The 17,659-nt window shown below is 70.4% G+C and carries 7 protein-coding genes and 1 pseudogene; 7 read left to right on the top strand and 1 reads right to left on the bottom strand.

The window, feature by feature from the left end; genetic code table 11:
* Positions 1–150 precede the first annotated feature (150 nt).
* Positions 151–459 carry an ESX-1 secretion-associated protein gene (locus E1288_RS35390; RefSeq protein ID WP_132493046.1) on the top strand — a complete coding sequence of 103 codons (309 nt, stop codon included), beginning with the start codon at positions 151–153 and terminating at the stop codon, positions 457–459.
* Positions 456–1,064 (top strand): annotated as a pseudogene (locus E1288_RS50740) (WXG100-like domain-containing protein); the annotation flags it as partial. The gene E1288_RS35390 and the pseudogene E1288_RS50740, both read left to right, overlap by 4 nt.
* Here the strand turns inward: E1288_RS50740 and E1288_RS47420 are convergent.
* Positions 1,043–2,044 carry a hypothetical protein gene (locus tag E1288_RS47420; protein WP_165968425.1) on the bottom strand — a complete coding sequence of 334 codons (1,002 nt, stop codon included), beginning with the start codon at positions 2,042–2,044 and terminating at the stop codon, positions 1,043–1,045. The pseudogene E1288_RS50740 and the gene E1288_RS47420 sit on opposite strands and share 22 nt — an antisense overlap.
* Positions 2,045–3,311: 1,267 nt before the next feature.
* Between E1288_RS47420 and E1288_RS47415 the strand changes: the two genes are divergently transcribed.
* The 5 genes from E1288_RS47415 (at position 3,312) to E1288_RS35365 (ending at position 17,486) form a co-directional block, all read left to right on the top strand.
* The gene (locus E1288_RS47415) at positions 3,312–7,217 is read left to right on the top strand and encodes an ADP-ribosyltransferase (RefSeq protein WP_165968424.1); all 3,906 of its coding nucleotides are present in this window, start codon (positions 3,312–3,314) and stop codon (positions 7,215–7,217) included.
* A gap of 77 nt (positions 7,218–7,294) precedes the next feature.
* Positions 7,295–9,700 (top strand): ADP-ribosylglycohydrolase family protein, encoded by a 2,406-nt coding sequence (locus tag E1288_RS35380; protein WP_132493044.1) that lies wholly within the window; start codon positions 7,295–7,297, stop codon positions 9,698–9,700.
* Positions 9,701–9,716: 16 nt separating this feature from the next.
* Positions 9,717–11,903 (top strand): ADP-ribosylglycohydrolase family protein, encoded by a 2,187-nt coding sequence (locus E1288_RS35375; protein ID WP_132493043.1) that lies wholly within the window; start codon positions 9,717–9,719, stop codon positions 11,901–11,903.
* A 19-nt stretch (positions 11,904–11,922) separates the two neighbouring features.
* Positions 11,923–15,846: an ADP-ribosylglycohydrolase family protein gene (locus E1288_RS35370; protein ID WP_132493042.1), complete on the top strand. Its 3,924-nt coding sequence runs from the start codon at positions 11,923–11,925 to the stop codon at positions 15,844–15,846.
* Positions 15,843–17,486, top strand: coding sequence for a TNT domain-containing protein (locus E1288_RS35365; RefSeq protein ID WP_132493041.1), 1,644 nt, complete (start codon positions 15,843–15,845; stop codon positions 17,484–17,486). Before E1288_RS35370 ends, E1288_RS35365 begins: the two co-directional genes overlap by 4 nt.
* Positions 17,487–17,659 lie beyond the last annotated feature (173 nt).

Raw genomic sequence — 17,659 nt, 5'->3', positions numbered from 1 at the left:
CCTCGGGTCGGCTCGGCAGGATCAGCGCAGGAAGGAGCCGCCGCCGCAGCAGCCGCCGTCGCGCCGTCGCCCGGACGACTTCGACGACGACTTCGGCGGCGGCTCCTTCCTGCGCTGATCCTGCCGAGCCGACCCGAGGGGCCCTTTGCGATGCCGGACGAGATGAACGTCGTCATTGAGAACCTGCGCACCCATGCGTCCAAAGTGGATGGCGTGGTGGACCAGCTGAACGTCGCCATCGACGCGTCGCAGCAGGTTTCGCTGGACAACGATGCGTACGGGATCCTCTGCCGGCCCTTCGCCTGGATGCTCGACCCGGTGGAGCAGCACGGCGTCCAGACGCTGCAGAAGGCCGTCGAGGCGATGCAGGAGGTCGCCGAGAACGTGCGCGGCGCCGCGGAGGAGTACCAGTCCGCCGACGACGCGGGTAGCGACGTGATCGGCGGGATCGAGGTATGAGCAACCCGCTCGTCGCGCAGCAGAAGGAGAATCCGGACGGCCCCGGCCCGCTCACCGCGGGCACCGGCGACGCCGGGTGGGGCACCGGGATCGGCATCGCCGAGTCCATCAACGACGTCTCGTCGCTGAACGACGGTTCGAGCTGGGTCGAGAGCGGGCTGGCCTACGGCGGGCTGGCGCTGGAAGTCCTCAGCATCGCCACCGACCCGATCGGCACCCTGCTGTCCTACGGCCTCTCGTGGCTGATCGAGCACGTCGAGCCGCTGAAGGAGGCGCTGGACTGGTTCGCCGGCGACCCGGACGGGGTCAAGGCGTACGGCGAGACCTGGGCCAACGTCAGCAAGGCGGTGGGCGAGGCCGCCACCCAGTACAACGACGCGGTCAAGGCCGACACCGCGCAGTGGACCGGCGCGGCCGGCGACGCCTACCGCCAGCAGGCGGGGGAGAAGGGCGAAGCCCTCGCCGGTGCCGCGGAACTGGCCAACACGATCAGCACCGTGGTCACGGTGATGGGCGAGGTCGTCTCGTTCGTCCGCGAATTCGTCCGCGACCTGGTCGCCGACTGCATCTCGCGGCTGATCACCTACGCGCTGGAAGCGCTGGCCCCGCCGGGTGTCTCGCTGGCCTGGGTGGTGCCGCAGGCGGTCTCGTTCATCGCCAGGACGGTCGGCAAGATCACCGAGATCGTCACCAAGCTGATCAAGACGATCAGCAACGTGGCGCCGAAGCTGGCCAAGCTGGTCGAGGTCTTCGGCGACATCATGAAGGCCCTCGGCAAGCTGGGGAAACGAGCGGCCGACGGCGTGAAGACCGCGGCGACCAACGTCGGCAAGGTCGCGGACAAGCTGGACGTCGCGGGCAAGCTGGGCGACAAGCTGGCGGAGAAGACCTGGAAGAAGGTCGACGACGTCTTCGGCACGGACATCGTCGGCAAGCACAACGCCAAGTTCGGCGGCCCGGACGCCCCCGGCGGCGGCTCGGACGGCGAGAGCGACAGCGGCTCGTCCGGGACCGGGCCGGGTTCCTCGGGCAGCGGAACGGGATCGGGCTCGACCGGGACGGGCTCCGGCTCGACCGGGGACGGTTCCGGTTCGACGGACGGTGGAACGGGATCGGGCAGCGGCTCGGGGCCTTCAGGTGAGGGACCGGGTTCGGGCAGCGGCTCGACCGGCGATGGCTCCGGTTCTCCTGGCGGCGGAACGGGGTCGGGTAGCGGCTCGACTTCGAGTCCCTCGGGCAGCGGTTCCGGCTCCACGTCGACGGGCGGCGGCACCGACGCTCCCGGCTCGGGTTCGCACGGCGGTTCGGGTTCCTCATCGAACGGCCCGGATTCGCAAGGTTCTTCGCCCGGTGGCTCCGGCTCGTCGCCCGATGGTTCGGGTTCCCATGGCGGTTCCGGTTCTTCGGCCGATGGTTCCGGTTCGCACGGCGGTTCCGGCTCCTCGGGTACGCCGAGCGGTTCGGATTCGCCGCGCGCCGGTACGGATTCGGCCCCGCACGCGCCGGAATCGTCCGGTCGCAGCGCCGCCGACACGAGCCCCGGCGGATCGGCCGATGCGCCGCGAAGCGCGTCCTCAATGGACACCGGGCCGAGTGGCCACGGCGGCGCGGACGTGCGGTCCGCAGCCCCGGAAGGCAGCCCGCGCGTGGCATCGGCCCCGGATGGGCCGTCGGCCGGTGGTACCGGTGCGGGATCGCACTCCGGCGGCGGATCGGCGACCGGCGGGAGCGGCTCGGGCGCGAACTTCGGCTCGGGCGGATCGCCGCATGTAGGCGGCGGTTCCGGGGGCGGCCCGGCTCATTTCGGTGGCGGTTCCGGCGGTGGCCCGGCGCATGGTGGTGGCTCGGGCGGCAGCCCGGCTCCCACCGGAAGCGGTTTCGGCCCGGACGTCTCGAACCGCCCGCCGTCCACCCCGGCCCACACTTCGAGCGCCAGCGTGAGCGCGCCGGAACGACCGGCGGACATGGGCGTCGCCGCACCGCCCCCCAACGCTCCCTCGGCACGCCCGGACCAGCCCGCCACCGGAGGCGGAGCCGCTGGTGGCGCGGCCGCAGGCGCGCCGGGAGGCGCACCGTCCTCCTCGCCGGGCGGCAGCCGCCCGGGCTCGGGCGGTGGCTGGACGGGCACGCCCAGAAGCCCCGGCGCAGCCGGGCGAAGCATGCCCAGCGGACGCGCCCCCGAGGCGCCGCGGCCACGCGGCCCCGAGGGCACCCCGGCGAGGAGCGGACCGGCGCAGCCGGACGCGCCGCACCGCCCCGGCGGAGCCGGTCAGCGCCCGGCGCAGCCGGGAGGCCCCGCAGGGTCGCCGCGGGCCGACGGCCCGGCAGGACCGGTCCGGCCCGGCGGGCCGGGAGGTCCGGCGCATGCGAACAGGCCCGGACACCCCAACGGCCCGGCGCGCGCGGATGCCCCGGCGAACCCGAACGGCTCGGCGCGGCCCGACGCTCCGATGCGCCCGAACGGTCCCAGCGGATCGGCACACCCGGACGCCCCGGCCAGGCCGAACGGCCCGGACGGCCCGAATGCCCCGGCGCGCCCGAACGGTCCGGGGCGTCCAGACGCGCCGAACGGCGCACCGCGTCCGGACGCCCCGTCCCGCCCCAACGGCCCGACGAGTCCAGGCGCTCCGGACGCCCCGTCGCGGCCGAACGGTCCGATGCGACCGGATGGCTCGGTTCGGCCAGACGCCCCGTCGCGGCCCAACGGTCCGATGCGTCCAGACGGCCCCGCACGCCCGGACGCTCCGTCGCGCCCGGACGGTCCGAACGGCTCGGCCCGCCCCGACGGCCCATCACGCCCCGGTGGCCCCGATGGATCTGTCCGCAATGGACGGACGGACGGCGGTCCGGAGATGCCGCGCCAGCGGCACCCGGAAACCCCGTCCCGCCTGAACGACCCGGCCAATCCGCGCCCGCAGGGCACCCATCCGGACGCCCCGCGCCCGGATGCGCCCCGCGTCGAGGCGCCGCGCCCCGATGCGCCACACGCCGACGGCACGCGCCCTGACGCACCGCACGCGCCGCAGCCGATCCGCCCGCAGGCGGCCCGGCACGCCGACGCCGATCGCTACCCGTACGCGGACGTGAAGCACGAGGACTTCGCGCACGTCAAGGGCGAAGGTGTCCGCCACTGGGGCCCCGGCTGGCAGCAGCGGATGGCCGAGGACGCCCGGATCCGCGCCGAGTCCCTCGGCTACCACAAGCCGGACACCCCGCACGCCCCGGAACCGGCGGCCCCGGACGCGCCGCCGCGCTCCACTTCGGAGTCCATGGCCGCCGAAAGGCCGCCGAAGAATCCGTTCGAGCACCGCTGGAATAACAGGGTCGGCGAGGGCGAGCCGCTGGACATCTCCGACGAGCTGCGCGAGAAGCTCGGCGGAAGGGGCCTCGCGATCCGAAACACGGATTCCGGGCTCTCGATGATCCGGGACCTCCCGCGCTCCCACTTCAACCGGGCGCAGGACTTCGCCCAGCGCATGCCGCGGCCGGCCGTTGACCCGAAGCGCTTCACGGTCGAGGTCCACGGCAGCCCGAACGGCGTGAGCTTCAACGGCAAGGAGCTCTCGGCCAAGGAGCTGGCCGAGATCATCAAGGGCGCGCCGGGCTACAAGCACGGCGAGCCGGTGCGCCTGCTGTCCTGCCAGACCGGCGCCGACCTGCCGGACGGCTCCCCGAACTTCGCCCAGCAGCTCTCGAAGGAACTCGGCGTGGAGGTCCTGGCGCCCAACAAGGACGCCTGGGTCGACAACTTCGGCAACATGTACGCCAGCGGCAGCCGCGCGGAGTTCGACGTGGACGCCTCGGGCACGCCGCAACCGCGCTTCGACGAGCCGGGCCAATGGGTCAGCTTCAGCCCGGACGGAACGAAAGCGGTCCACGACAGCCCGTTCCCCCCGGGCCACGAACCGGAGTGGACCCGCTTCGGCCACCAAGCCGACGCAGCCCACCAGCGCGGCTACGGCGATCAGCCGCCGAAGGAGTTCCAGCATCCGGGCGGTCCCGCCTGGGGCGGTTGGCATTCGCGGCCCGACGCCTACAACGAGCCGGTCCCCGGCCACCTCATGCCGAACGGCGAGTTCGTGCCGCACGGCGAGTTCGACGTCCATGGCAAGTGGATCCCGCACGGCCAGCTCGACAACCTCAACCGCTGGGTGCCGGGACACCTGAACGCCAACGGGCAACTGGTCCCCAACGGGCACTACGACCAAAGCGGCGCGTGGGTCGCGCACGGCCGAACCGACGAGTTCGGCCGCTGGATCCCGGTCCACCGCGACGCCGACGGCTACCACGACCTGGGCCGGTTCAACCCGCAGAACCACCAGTGGGAACCCGCGGGCTACGTCGACCGGAACACCGGCCAGTTCGTCCCGAACAACCCGCCGCAGCAGGTGCCCCACGGCGGTCCGCCGCAGGCAGGACCGGGACACCAGTCGGCACCGAACGCAGGTCAGGCCCAGCAAACGCCACCCGCTGCGCCGCATTCGCAGCCTGCTCAGGCTCCGCAGCCGATGACAGCGCAGTCCGGATACGGATCGCACCAGCAGGCCGGACAGCACCCTGCGGCACCTCAGCAATCGCCGCCGCAGCAGCCGATGCAGCAGCAGGCTCCGCAGCAACCGAACTACCAGCAACCGGCTGCCCCACACGCGGGACAACAACCGATCCACCAGCAACCAGCCGCTCCGCGCGCCTGGCAGCAACCTGCACCCCCGCACGCTGGGCAGCAGCCGCCTGCGGCACCACATGCCGGTCAGCAGCCGCAGCCGATGCAGCAGCAACCGGCACAACCTCCGCGGCAACCACAACAGCCGCCGGCTGCTGCGCCGCAGTTCGGGCAACAGCCGCCGCTTGCACGTCAGCAGCAACCCCCGGCAGCCACGCCGCAGCAGCAGCAAGGGACGCGTCAGCAGCCGCCCGCTGCGAATGCGCAGCAAACGCCCCAGCAGCCCAACCGACCTGCAGGAGCACAACCCGCCGCAGGTCAGCAACGCCAGGCACCGCAGTTCCCGGCAAGTCGGCAGCCGAGCGCGCCTCAGCAGCCCGCAGCGCCATCTGCGCGTCCGTCGGCACCGCCGCCTGCGGATGTCAGCGGTCCGCGCCCAGCGCCTGCGGCTCCGCGCCAGGCGGCGCCGCCGGTGGATGTCCGAGGCCCTCGCATGGACGGCCTGTCGTCCCAAACGAGGGCGCCCGGCGGCCAACCGCAGACGCCTGGAAGTCCGCGTCCTGCCCAACCACCGGCAGACGTCAGCGGCCCCCGGCAACCGCAATCACCGGAAGCCCCGCGCCGACCGGATTCCGCACAAGGCCCGGGCACTTCGCCCCAGGCACCCACCGGCCACCGCTCGGACGCACCACCCGCCGAGACCAACGGCCCCGGGTCGAAGCCGGCCGATGCGCCGCCGCACGCCCCGGAGCCGGGCAAACCGACGGACACGACCACGCCGAGAACCAACCAGCAAGCCGAAAGCTGGCAGAACGACTTCGAACCCGAGCGGTCGAACGCGCCGGAAGCTCCGGCAGCGGACTCGTCGACGTGGCGGAACGACTTCGAACCGTCCGAGCCGGCCAGCCCGCCCAAAAACCGCGAAAACCTGGAAACCGAAGCGCCCGCCGCAACGGATTCCACGACGAATGCGCCCAAGCAGGACGCGGATGACTGGAGCCCGTTCGACCCGAAGCCGGACCCGGCCCCGTCGGGGCACTCCGAGGTAGACGCACCCAAGCAGCATGCGGACGATTGGAGCCCGTTCGACCCGAAGCCCGATCCGCAGTCGCCGGGGCACTCCGAGGTGGATGCGCCGAAGCAGGAAGCGGATGGTTGGAGGCCGTTCGATCCGAAGCCCGATCCGCAGGGTGATGCCCCTGATTTGAAGTCCGCTGATTCGGGTGGCTACGGCGATGCGCCGAAGTCTGATTTCGACCGTCCCGACGAGAGTGTGGATTTCGATCGAGATTCCATTGATCCCGACGAATTCATGGAACGGATCTCGGATCGAAACTTCCGTGCAGATGAGGTGACTGAAAAGGCTGTTCGGGGGGAATATGGGCGAGATCCGGAAGGTGTCAAGCTTGCGAAAGATCGCGACGATCTGCTTGCGAAGAACCTCAAGGAGATCGAATCCATCGATCCAGATCTCGCTCAGCGAATTCGGAGTATGAGCGATGTTGAGAAGCTGCAGCTTTATGCGTACACGCAGCCGGGTCACTTCTATGAGATGAATGACGCGCTTCGGCGACAGGACCCGGAGGCGATTGCTAAATATCGGGACAAGATTGAGGTTATGGTCTCCGCTCTCAATCAGATCCCAGATTTCAGCGGTCCTGCCCACCGGGTTATCAATACGGGCAACCCTGATTTTGCGGCCGCTATTGCGGCAGGGTATAACCCCGGCGAGCTTGTCACCGAAAATTCTTTCACGAGCACAAGTGTGCGGCCTGACCCGGACAATCCGTCGCAGCCCAAGAGTAAGTTTCCGGGCAATGTTGAACTTCATATGAACCTCAAAACCGGGAAGGATATACGATTCATCAACCCCAACACCGGGGAAGCGGAAGTCTTGCTTCCGCCGGGCTGTGTGTTCAAGGTTGTTGACAAGTGGTTCGACGAGGCTAAGGGAAAGTGGCACATCAAGCTTGACCAAGTGCTGGTCGAAGATATCCCGGACGGGAAGTTGCCGCCGCCGCCGAAGCTCGACTACACGCCGTCGCAAGAGGCTCGCAAGCCCAATATTTCGAATATGCTGGACGGGTTCGGATAAGCGCTGCGCGGGTGTGTGGAATGCACTGCGGCGTCAAGTGTCGATGAGCTTTTCAGTCGAAGAGCGGATGGGTTGTGATGGACAGGGCCGAAGGGGCGGGCGGCGACGCTCGAAGTGGTGCGCGGGATGAGTGGACCGCGCTGCGGCATGGCGGCTTCGTCGCCGAGCGCGCGAATCGGTTCATGGGTGCCGTTGTTGGTGCCTTGATCGGGGATGTGCTCGGGCGTCGCGTGCTGTCCTCCCGATGGTCTGAAATCAAGGAGGTGTTTGGCGAGCGCGGCGTCGTAGCGCTAGGGGAGGCTGGACCCGGCGAGCGCATGTCGGACGGCGCTGTCCTGATGGCGTTGACCATTGACGGTCTCATCAGGGCAGACCGGGCGCGGCTTGCGACGAAGGGCGTAGACCCGGTAGCCGAGCTGCGGCGCGCGTACGACCTTTGGGCTGTCGAACCCTCCGGAATCAGCGGAAGTTCCGCGGGTGGATGGTTGGCTGAGCACTTGCCGCACCACCTCGCCGGTTCGCGAAACGTGGCACTTCTTCGCGGAAAGATGTCCGGCGCTGGCCCGGGCGAGTCCCCGGAGGATGCTGTCTCCGCGTTGTACTCGGCGATCCCGATGGGAATTTGGGCTTCGTTCAGCGATAGTGTTTTCGGCTTCGTAGGACGAGCTATGCAGGTTACCGGTGAATGGGGTGAGACGACCGCGGCGGCCAAGGCTGTTGCGGTGATGGTTCAGCAGAACATCTTGACCGGTAACTTCGTTCGTGCCTTCGATCAGGTCCTCGAAGTCGATCCCGATCGGTTGGGGGCTGAGCGGACGTTGCTGCTGGACTCGCTCAACGCTGGACTCTCGTTGGCTCGCCGGGATATCACGCCTGAGGAAATCGAAACCCTGGGCGCTGGAGACACGCCTGCCTCCGCGTTGGCCATCGCGGTATGCGCGGTTCAGTCCGCCCAGACCAGCTTCGACGAGGCGTTGCGGATTGCGGTGAACCACTCTGGCAACAGCGCCATCACGGGTGCGCTGGCCGGGGCGATCATGGGTTCGAGTTTTTCAGGGGTGGCGGATATTTCCGGTGACTGGGCAAGGGGACTTGCTGGCGGGAAGCTGCTCTTTCGATTGGCGCAGGATGCTTGTGAGCAGTTCGCGCCGGAACCTCGAGATGATGCTGAATGGCAACGGCGTTATCCGACCTTGTCCGTCGGCGGTTCGGGCAACGCCGACCCCGGCATCCTTGCTGATCAGCCGCATCTTGCCGCGAATCGCGGCGCAGCGCTGACCGGGAAGGTCGCGGAGTTGTTGACACTCGACGAGCAGGTCGTGCTGGAGACCCGCGGTCGGTCGGACACGACGACGGACAACGAATGGCGCAACGGCGAACGCGTCATGGGCTATTGGGATGCCCAGCGCGTGCGGAGGGTCTTCGGACGCAGCAGTGACGAGTTCTGCCAGGAACTGCGCTACGACAAGACCATCAAGGACGCGTCCGTGTTCTACGGGATCGGGATGCATTTCCCGTTCGCGGCGTTGGAGTCCGCGCTGGCCGACATGGTCGTGCACGGACGGCTCTCCTCGTCGACCCAGATGACGCTGTTCTGCCTCGACGCGGTGGTGCGCACGGAGACCTGGCTGCGTCAGACGAAGAGGCTGACCCCGCGCACGATCAGCCTGCTGGGCCTGCTGCGATGGCTGCACACCCAGGGCGTCCCGTGGAATGGGGCCGTGACCGCGGGCATCTTGAAAGAAGTCCCCGAACCGACCGGGTGGCTGATCAAGGTCCCGGAACTCTTCGAGCGTCGCGACCCGGATCCGGTGTGCATCGAGGCGCTGTCCGCCTTCGCGGAAAGGGACGTGACGGGGTGGTTCTCGAAGCCGATCAACAGGGCGCGGACTCCGTCTGCGGTGCCCAGGGCGATCGCTCTGTCGGCGTGGTCGGACATTCCGGAGCGCGTTTTCGAGCAGGCCGTCGCGAACGCACTGCTCACCCACGGACACCCCGACGCATACCTGAGCGCGGGCGCGTACGCGGTCCTGGTCAACACGGTGTTGTCCGGGGGGACGCTGGAAGACGGCATCGAGGTGGTTGCGGACGAGCTGGTCAAGTGGCCGGACGAGAACGTTCGGCGCCTGCTGGATTCCTGCACGCTGACCGGTCCGCCGCCGTCTCCGAGCGAGCTGTCAGCGCTGGTGGAGGACGGTGCGGCTCCGAATGCGCTGGCCGTCGCCGTGGTGGTCGCGGCGCGGGACAACGATTTCGAGTCCGCCGTGCGGCGCGCGGCCGAGGTCCTGCCCGCCGCGGCGCCACTGGTCGGCGGCTTCCACGGCGCGCGAAACGGTGAGCAGGGACTTCCGAGGGAGTGGCTGGAGCGGCTGGAGCTTCGAGACGTGGTGGATCGGTTGGTCTTCGACGTCGCGGCCGTTCAGGTCGGACTGCCGGAGCGGGTCTGGACGCCCGACTGGGCCGGCCCCTACCCGGGGTTCTGAGCACGGGGAGTAGCAGATGAACGACAGCATCACGGCTCTGGACGAGCTGACCCCGAACGAGCGGAAGACGCTGCAGGCGTGGCGGGACATCAAGTCTCGGCCGATCCTGCTCCCGATGTCGTGGTTCGAGGGAGTCGACCGCCAGGTCGGGATGGTCTTCGGGGGTGATCGGAACGATCCGCTCGCCTGGCCGCGGCGGCAATACCAGGTCCTCGGCCGGGTGATGGGCATGCTCGTCGGTGGAGCTCTGGGAGATTCCCTCGGGGCCACGGCTGAAGCGGAAGGAATCGGGACCGGGGGTGGGCTGCTGGCCGCGATCCGGTCGCGGCCGTGGCAGGCACCGAACTCGGCGGCCTTGGTCAGTGCTGTCGAGATCGCGACATGCGCCCGCGCAGACCAGGGCGAGGGCGCGGATCTCGACGCTGCGTTGATGGAGCGTGCCCGCGAAGCGGAATTCGCCGGAACTCTCGGATGTTTCGCCGCGTCCATCCCGGCCGCGCTGGTCAGCATCACCAGCCCGGACGAAGACGCGTTCCGCCGAGCTGCGGGGCTGGCCCAACTGCTCAGCGAGCCCCCGGAGGAATGCGCCAGTGCGGGCGTGTTCGCCGTGGCGCTCGTACGAGCGCTCAACGGCCAGAATCTCCGTCTTGACCAGATCTCCGAGCTACTGCTGGAGCAGTTGGGCAGTGAGCACGCTGAGCTCCGCCGCAGGCTGGAATACCTTGCGACGGTGCGTGATGACGCCAACGAGCAGGGGATTCTCGCGGAGCTGGGCGGCGGCTCCTCCGGACCGGAGATCGTCTCCCGGGCGCTCTGCCTCGGTGCCCGCAACACCGGCGGATGGGCCGAGGTCCTCCACGTCTTCGCCGGAGGGAGCCGGTCCCGCAATGCGCAGGTGTCCGGTCTGCTCACCGGCGCCCGACACGGCGCGGAGGCATTCCCGCTGCTGTGGCGCCGGAAACTCGAACCCGCCGGCCAGCTCGAATCCGTCGCGGGAACTTTCATGACCGAATTCGGTCCGGACGAGGTGAGAATCACCCCGCAACCCGATTTCCGAAATGTGAATCCCCCGTCGCAGCCCTCTGATCCTGCTCCGGCTGAGCCTCCGCAGACCTTGGACGCCCACGAGCGGTTCATGGGTTCGATGGTCGCCGGGGCCATGGGCGATGCTCTTGGGTTTGCTATCGAGTTCCATGACATCGGGATGATCCGGCGGCACCACGGGGATGCCGGGCTCACCTCTCCTGTGCTCCGGGACGGCGTCGCTCAGGTTTCCGATGACACGCAGATGATGTTGTTCACCCTCGAGGGACTCATCCGGGCTCATGTCGCTCGGCGGATCAATCCGACCGACAACGATCCTGTTCCCGAGGTTCAGCACGCTTATCAGCGGTGGTTCCACACGCAGAGCCAGCCGTGGGATCGCGCCGGCGGGCCTTATGCGCAGCACTTGCAGCAGCCCGATGGGTGGTTGATCACCCATCCCGAGCTGTTCAGCTCGCGGGCTCCGGGGAGCACCTGCATGTCCGCCCTCGCCAACTTCGCGCGGACGCATCAGCACGCCACCCCGCAGTTCAAGATCAACGATTCGAAGGGCTGCGGCGGCGTCATGCGCGCCGCGCCGGTCGCGGTGTGGTCCAACGATCCCGCCGAGGTCTTCTACGCAGCTGTTGGAACCGCCGCGCTGACGCACAGCCACCCCAGCGGCTACCTCTCCGCCGGTGTGCTGTCAGTGATCGTGCACCAGCTGATCCGCGACGTGCCCCTGCCGGAGAGCATCCGGATGGCCCGGGATCTGCTGCTGCGGTGGCGCGGGCACGAGGAGCAGCTGAAGTTCCTCGACGCCGCCGTCGAGCTCGCGAAGAAGGGCCCCGTCAGCCCCGAGGAGATCAAGGACACACTCGGTCAGGGGTGGGTCGGGGAGGAAGCTCTCGCGATCGGGCTCTACGCCGCGCTGGCCACCGATAACTTGAGGGACGCGCTGCTGTTGTCCGTGAACCACTCGGGGGACTCCGATTCCACGGGGATCGTGTGCGGCAACATTGCGGGGGCTCTTTACGGGGCTCGGGCCGTTCCTCCGGAGTGGCTCGCGTCCCTGGAGCTGCGCGAGCTCGTCGAGACGCTGGCCAAGGATGCGCTGGTCGAGTTCAGCCCCGGGCCGCCGACCGATCCGGGGTGGACCCGGCGGTACCCCGCCTGGTGACCATGAGGGAGACATCGCGATGACCGACGCTCAACCGCCGCAGCTGTCGTGGGCCGAACGATTCCGCGGCGCCATGCTCGGCGGGGCCGTCGGCGACGCGCTCGGCGCCGGCGTGCGCAACACCAGCACCGCCGAGCTCCAGCAGTGGTTCGGTCCGCAGGGCGTCGTCGACTACCTGCCCGTTTTCGGGCGGCGCGGCGCGGTCAGCGATCTGACCCAGCTCACCGTGTTCACCATGGAAGCCCTGCTGCGGGCGAAGGCCGTGAACCCGGGCGGCAACGGGTGGTTGCCGACCGAGTTCGTCTTCACCAACTACCTGCGTTGGCTGCACACCCAGGGCGTCCCGTGGGATTACGCGATGTCGGCGTACCTGTCGACGGAACCCGCGCCCAACAGCTGGTTGCTCGAACGGCCGGAGCTGTACTCGACCCGCAACCCGGAGGGCGCGGCGATTTCCCTGCTCGGGCGGATGGCCCGGCAGTCCCCGCTCGGCGCCGACGGACTGCTGCGTCCGCCGACCGGCATCGACGGTTTGGCGGGCTGCGTGGCCTGGGCCGCGCCGGCCATGGTGTGGTCGAACGTGCCGGAGGCCGTGTACTCGACCGGCGCCGCGACCGCGAACCTGTTCACCTCCGCGCCGAACTCCGTCAGCGCGGCCGGCATGCATGCCGACGTGCTGGCCCAGCTGATCCGCGGGGTGCCGTTGTGGGACGCGGTGACCGCATCCGATCGCAACCGGCTCGGCAGCGCGTACCAGGTCCGCGAGGTCCCCGCCGACGTCCGGCGGACCGTGCACGCGGCGATGTTCGTCGGGCAGCGGGGCGTTCGCCCTTCCCCCTCGGACCTCGACATCGAGTTCGACACCTACAACAAGCCCGGCGAGCTCGGCATCGCGCTGGCCGCGGTGGGCAGCACCCGGAACTTCGCCGACGCGGTGCGGGTCGCCGTGAACCAGTCCAGCGACAGCGCCGTCACCGGTGCGCTGGCCGGGCAGCTCGCCGGCGCGATCTACGGGCCGGGCGGGATTCCCGCGCAGTGGGGCGAAGAACTCGAACTGCGCGAGGTCATCGAGATCCTCTGCGCGGACGCCACCGAAGCCTTCGCGCCGCCACCGCCGCCGCAGTGGGCCCAGCGGTACGCGCCGAACAACCGGCCGTTCGGCGGCCCCCGGGAACTCGCCGCCGGGACGCCGAACACCGTCGAAGGCTCCGCCGAGCAGACCATGATCATGCCCGCGATCACGGCCGCGCCGGACGACGCCGTCGACACGCCCCCGCAGGGCATCCCGCCGCAGAGCGCGCGCTCGGAGAACATCGGGGCGCCGACGTTCCCGGCGGCCCGCACCGAACCCCCGGTGGAATTCACGGCGACCGACCCGTCGAGCACCGGCCCGATCCCGGTGCCGCGCCTGCTGTCGAACGGCGCCCCGGTCGAAACCACCGCGGTGTTCCCGGCGGCCGACACCCCGGCCGAGCCCGAGCAGGCCGAACCGCAGATCGGGGCCTTCCCGCCGCTGGCCGGTCCTCGCGCCGCGGCTCGGGCCCCGGAAGTCCGCGCGATGCCTGCCGAATCCCCGGCCGAGCCCGATTCGGCACCGGACGAGACGCAGGCCGCGGACCAGGACTTCGGGCGGATCGTCGTGCCGGAGCCCGACGACATCGCCGCCGAGCGGCGTGCCGATGGCGCGGAGGTCGCTATCGGTGCGGAGGAAGAGGACGTCGCCGAGCAGGGGTCAAGCGTCGCCGACACAGCGCAGGAGCCCGCGATGTCCACATCGCTGGGAGCCTTCGCAGAGGACGTTTCCTCCGAAGACCAGTCCGTCGCCGCTCCACTGGTCGAGCGCGAGCCGGTCGACATGGAGCCGCCGTCGCGCGCACCGATCGACCTCGAACCGGCCGATTTCGGCACGACGCCGGCGGACCCGTTCGCCGCGGACGCCGAACCGGCAGAAGCCGACGAGCCGGAGGCCGATGGGGCGGTCTTCCCGGCCTTCGCGGAGTCCTTCCCGGTGGAGGTCGAGCGGGTGGAGCCGCTCGGGCTGTCCGACGCATCCGATGCCGGAGAAGCGCGGGCCGACGAGCCCGTGCTCGGTCCCGACCACATCGCCCGGCCGAGCGTCCTGAAGCCGGTCGTGGAAGACACCGCGGTCGAGGAAGCCGAACCGGAGCCCGCCGAGCTCGAATCGGTGGAGCCGCTCGACGCCGACCCGGTGGAGCCCGGAGAGCCGGACGGCATCGAACCCGTCGCGGCGGAGGTCGAGGCCGAGCCGTTGGGCGCCGATCACATCGCTCGCCCGAGCCTCGCCGGACCCACCGCGCCGGCCGCCACCGAGCTCGAAGACGTCGTGCTTCAGGACGCGGTGCTCGAAGATGCCGTGTCCGAAGGCGCCGCGCTCAAGGACGTCGTGCTCGAAGACGACGAGTCCGAAGAGGTCAAGCTCGAGGACACCGCGATCCAGGACGCCGTGCTCGAAGAGGTCGAGCTCCAAGGCGCTGAGCCCGAAGACGCCGAGCCGGAAGTGCAGGCCGAGGTCGACGAGCGCGAACCGGCCGCCGAGCCGGAGACGCCGGACGTCGTCGAGGCGCCGCAGGCGGCAACCGAACCGAAGTCCGCCGAGCCCGCCGCGGCGGTGCCGCCGATCGTCCGCGGCGAGCACGCCAAGGCCGACCGGCCCGACGACAGCGCGCCGTCGCTGACCGAGCGGGTGCTGGGCTGCTTCCTCGGCGGGGCGCTCGGCGACGCCCTCGGCGCCGACCTGGAGTTCATCACCGCCGAGGAGATCACCGAGCGCTTCGGCCCCGACGGGCCGAGCGGCCTGCGCGAGGCCTACGGGGTGCACGGCGCGATCACCGACGACACCCAGATGACGCTGTTCACCGCCGAGGGCCTGATCCGCGGCAGCGTCGCCGCCCGGATGCTCGGCGTCGAGGACCCGCTGCCCGAGGTCCAGCTGGCCTACCAGCGCTGGCTGCACACGCAGGGCGTCGAGTGGGATGCCGCCGCCGGGCGGTTCCTCGCCGACTACCCCGCGCCCGACGGCTGGCTGATCGAGGTGCCCGGCCTGTTCAAGACCCGGGCCCCCGGCAAGACCGTGTTCCGCGCGCTGGCCCGGTTCGGCGACGGCCACCCGGCCGGCTCGTTCATCGAGAAGATCAACGACTCCAAGGGCTGCGGCGGCGTGATGCGCGCCGCCCCGGCCGCGCTATGCTCCACCGATCCCGCCGAGGTGTTCCGGCTGGCCGCCCGCACCGCCGCGCTGACCCACAGCCACCCCGCCGGCTACCACTCCGCCGGGGCGCTCGCGGTGATCGTCCAGCAGGCGCTGCTCGGCCGCGGCCTCGACGACGGCGTGTGGCTGGCCCTGCAGGTCCTGGAGACCTGGGAGGACCACGAGGAGACCAGCGCCATGCTGAAGGCCGCCGTGGACCTGGCCGAGGCCGGCGTTCCGACCCCGCAGCAGGTCGCCGAGACGCTCGGCGGCGGCTGGGTCGGCGAGGAGGCGCTGGCGATCGCGGTGTGCGCGGCGCTGGTCGGCGGCGAGGACGTCGAGCTCGCGCTGCGGATCGCCGTGCACCACGACGGCGACAGCGACTCCACCGGTGCGATCTGCGGGAACATCGTGGGCGCGTTGCTCGGCGTCGGCGCCCTCCCGGTCGACTGGCTGGCGGAGCTGGAGCTGCGCGACGTCGTCGAGCAGGTGGCGCTGGACTGCGTCGCCGAGTTCGGCCGGGGCGCGTTCCAGCCGGGGCCGGCCGCGATCGAGCCGCCGACCGACGAGGACTGGAACGAGCGCTATCCGGCCCGCCCGCAGTGGTCGGTTCCGGAGCCGGCGCTGCGGACGGCCGGTGACGAGTCCGCCGCGGAGTTCCCGGCGCCCAAGCCCGCGCCGCGCCGCATCAACGGAGTCGTTCGCACCGAGACCTTCGAGGGGGAGGGCAAGTGATCCTCGGTACGCACATCCCGGGGTTGTACGGCGTCATCGACGGCGAACCCCAGCTGGTGATCGACCTGCGGAACGGCGGGGCGCGGATCAACGGCAGGCCGGATGCGATCCCGGTCGAGCAGGTGACCGCGGTGTTCTTCGAGCAGGAGGACGACGCCCACCCGGTACGCCCGCAGTTCCCGGCGCCGGCGTCCTACGGTTCGGTGCCGGACCGGTCGGCGTTGCGGCAGGAACTGGTCGACTCGCTGCTCGGCGCGCTCGCCGCCGCGCTGCCGGAAGGCTGGCGCGAGGCCCGGGTGAACTGCACGGCCCTGGGCACCCGGATCGAGATCACCGCGACCGTCACCACCGACGAAGAGCACCAGTGGATCCCGGCGCAGGAGGTCGTCGACGCGCTGCGCGGGCTCCGCAACGTCGAGTACCGCCCGGACACCGGTGCGTGGACCACGGCGAGCATCGCGATCAGCCGCGACGGCGCCGACTACCTGACCGGGCACGATGCTCCACAGTGGACGCGCGCCGACGAGGGCTTCCGCGCGTACTACGACGAGCTGCGCTTCTACCCGCGGACGACGGCGCCGGACTGGCTGTTCGAAGCCGCGTGGCAGCACCACGCGGACAACCGCGGCGGCTTCCAGGTCCCCAGCCCCGTCCGCATGGTCCAGGTCTTCGACGGCCGCGGCGCCGACGACCGCCCGTTCGCGCACCGGCCCGCGCTGTCGTGGGCGGAGAAGCAGACGGTCCTCGACTACCTCTACGGCGGCGAGATCCTGCTGTCGGCCCCCGGCACCTCGGCGGACGAGGTGGACCCGCAGCAGCCGCCGGAGGTGCCCAAGCAGTTCCACACCGACGGCACCTGGGTGTGGCCGCTGGCGATGGCCTACTACCTGGGAGTGCACGACATCGCGCCGCCGCGCGACTTCCTCGAGCACGTCCGGCGCAACGGCCACCGGCCGCCGGAGGTCGTCGCCGAGCGCGCCGCGGCGGAGGCCAAGGCGCTGGTGCTGGGCGCCGACGCGGACGCCCTGGAGAACGTCCCGCCGGCCGAAGCGATCGAGCTGGCCAGGGGATTCATCGGCGCGATGGGCATGAGCCGCCGGTTCTACAGCTTCGAGCAGCCCGTCGAGGGCGGCTGGTGCATGCGCCGCGAGCTCGACGGCTGGTGGGCGGTGTTCTGCGTCGACGGCGGCGCTGTCAAGAACAGGTCCAGGTTCCCGGAGCCGTTCGCCGCCGCCGCGCACCTGATCGGCGCGATGGCGCTGACCCGGGACCAGTTCCTGCGCGCGCCCGACGAGCCGCTGGCCGACTTCGAGTGCCCGATCCGGCCGCTGCCCGGCGAGCCGCCGCTGGACGCCTACGACGACAAGTTCCTCGTCGACCTGCGCGCGGGTGACGAGGTCGACAGGTTCGGCGACCCGGCGGGCAACACGGTCTTCGTCGCGGGCACGACGCTGCCGCAGCGATCCGCGCCGCCGCAGCAGCCGGCCGGGGACTACCGCAAGTACCGGGTCCGCACCGGGTTCCAGGTGATCTCCGGCGTGGCGAAGCCGGACTTCGGCCAGGTCGGCGGCGGCACCGCCTTCGTCCTCCCGGCGGACGTGCGCGCGCTGGTCGCGGACGGCTGGCTCGCGGAGGTCTGACCCATAGCCGGACTGACCAGCGGAAACATCTCCGCTCACCGGCGTCCGTTTGGGCCATCCGGGGGCGTGGACGAGGGCTCGGCCGCCGGTACGCTCCCGCAATGCGATTTTCGGGGGCGACATGGCAGGAGGCCGCATTGGCAACGCTGCGCAGGGCCCCTCTCACCACGCCC

Source organism: Saccharopolyspora elongata (assembly GCF_004348985.1).
GTDB lineage: Bacteria > Actinomycetota > Actinomycetes > Mycobacteriales > Pseudonocardiaceae > Saccharopolyspora > Saccharopolyspora elongata.
Note: the sequence above shows the minus strand (reverse complement) of the source record. Positions and strands in the feature narration are given on the sequence as shown.

Bases quoted from the DNA above. Each gene is read 5' to 3' on its own strand.
- E1288_RS35375 (WP_132493043.1), top strand. From the start codon at position 9,717: ATGAACGACAGCATCACGGCTCTGGACGAGCTGACCCCGAACGAGCGG.
- E1288_RS35390 (WP_132493046.1), top strand. From the start codon at position 151: ATGCCGGACGAGATGAACGTCGTCATTGAGAACCTGCGCACCCATGCG.
- E1288_RS35370 (WP_132493042.1), top strand. From the start codon at position 11,923: ATGACCGACGCTCAACCGCCGCAGCTGTCGTGGGCCGAACGATTCCGC.
- E1288_RS35380 (WP_132493044.1), top strand. From the start codon at position 7,295: ATGGACAGGGCCGAAGGGGCGGGCGGCGACGCTCGAAGTGGTGCGCGG.
- E1288_RS47415 (WP_165968424.1), top strand. From the start codon at position 3,312: ATGCCGCGCCAGCGGCACCCGGAAACCCCGTCCCGCCTGAACGACCCG.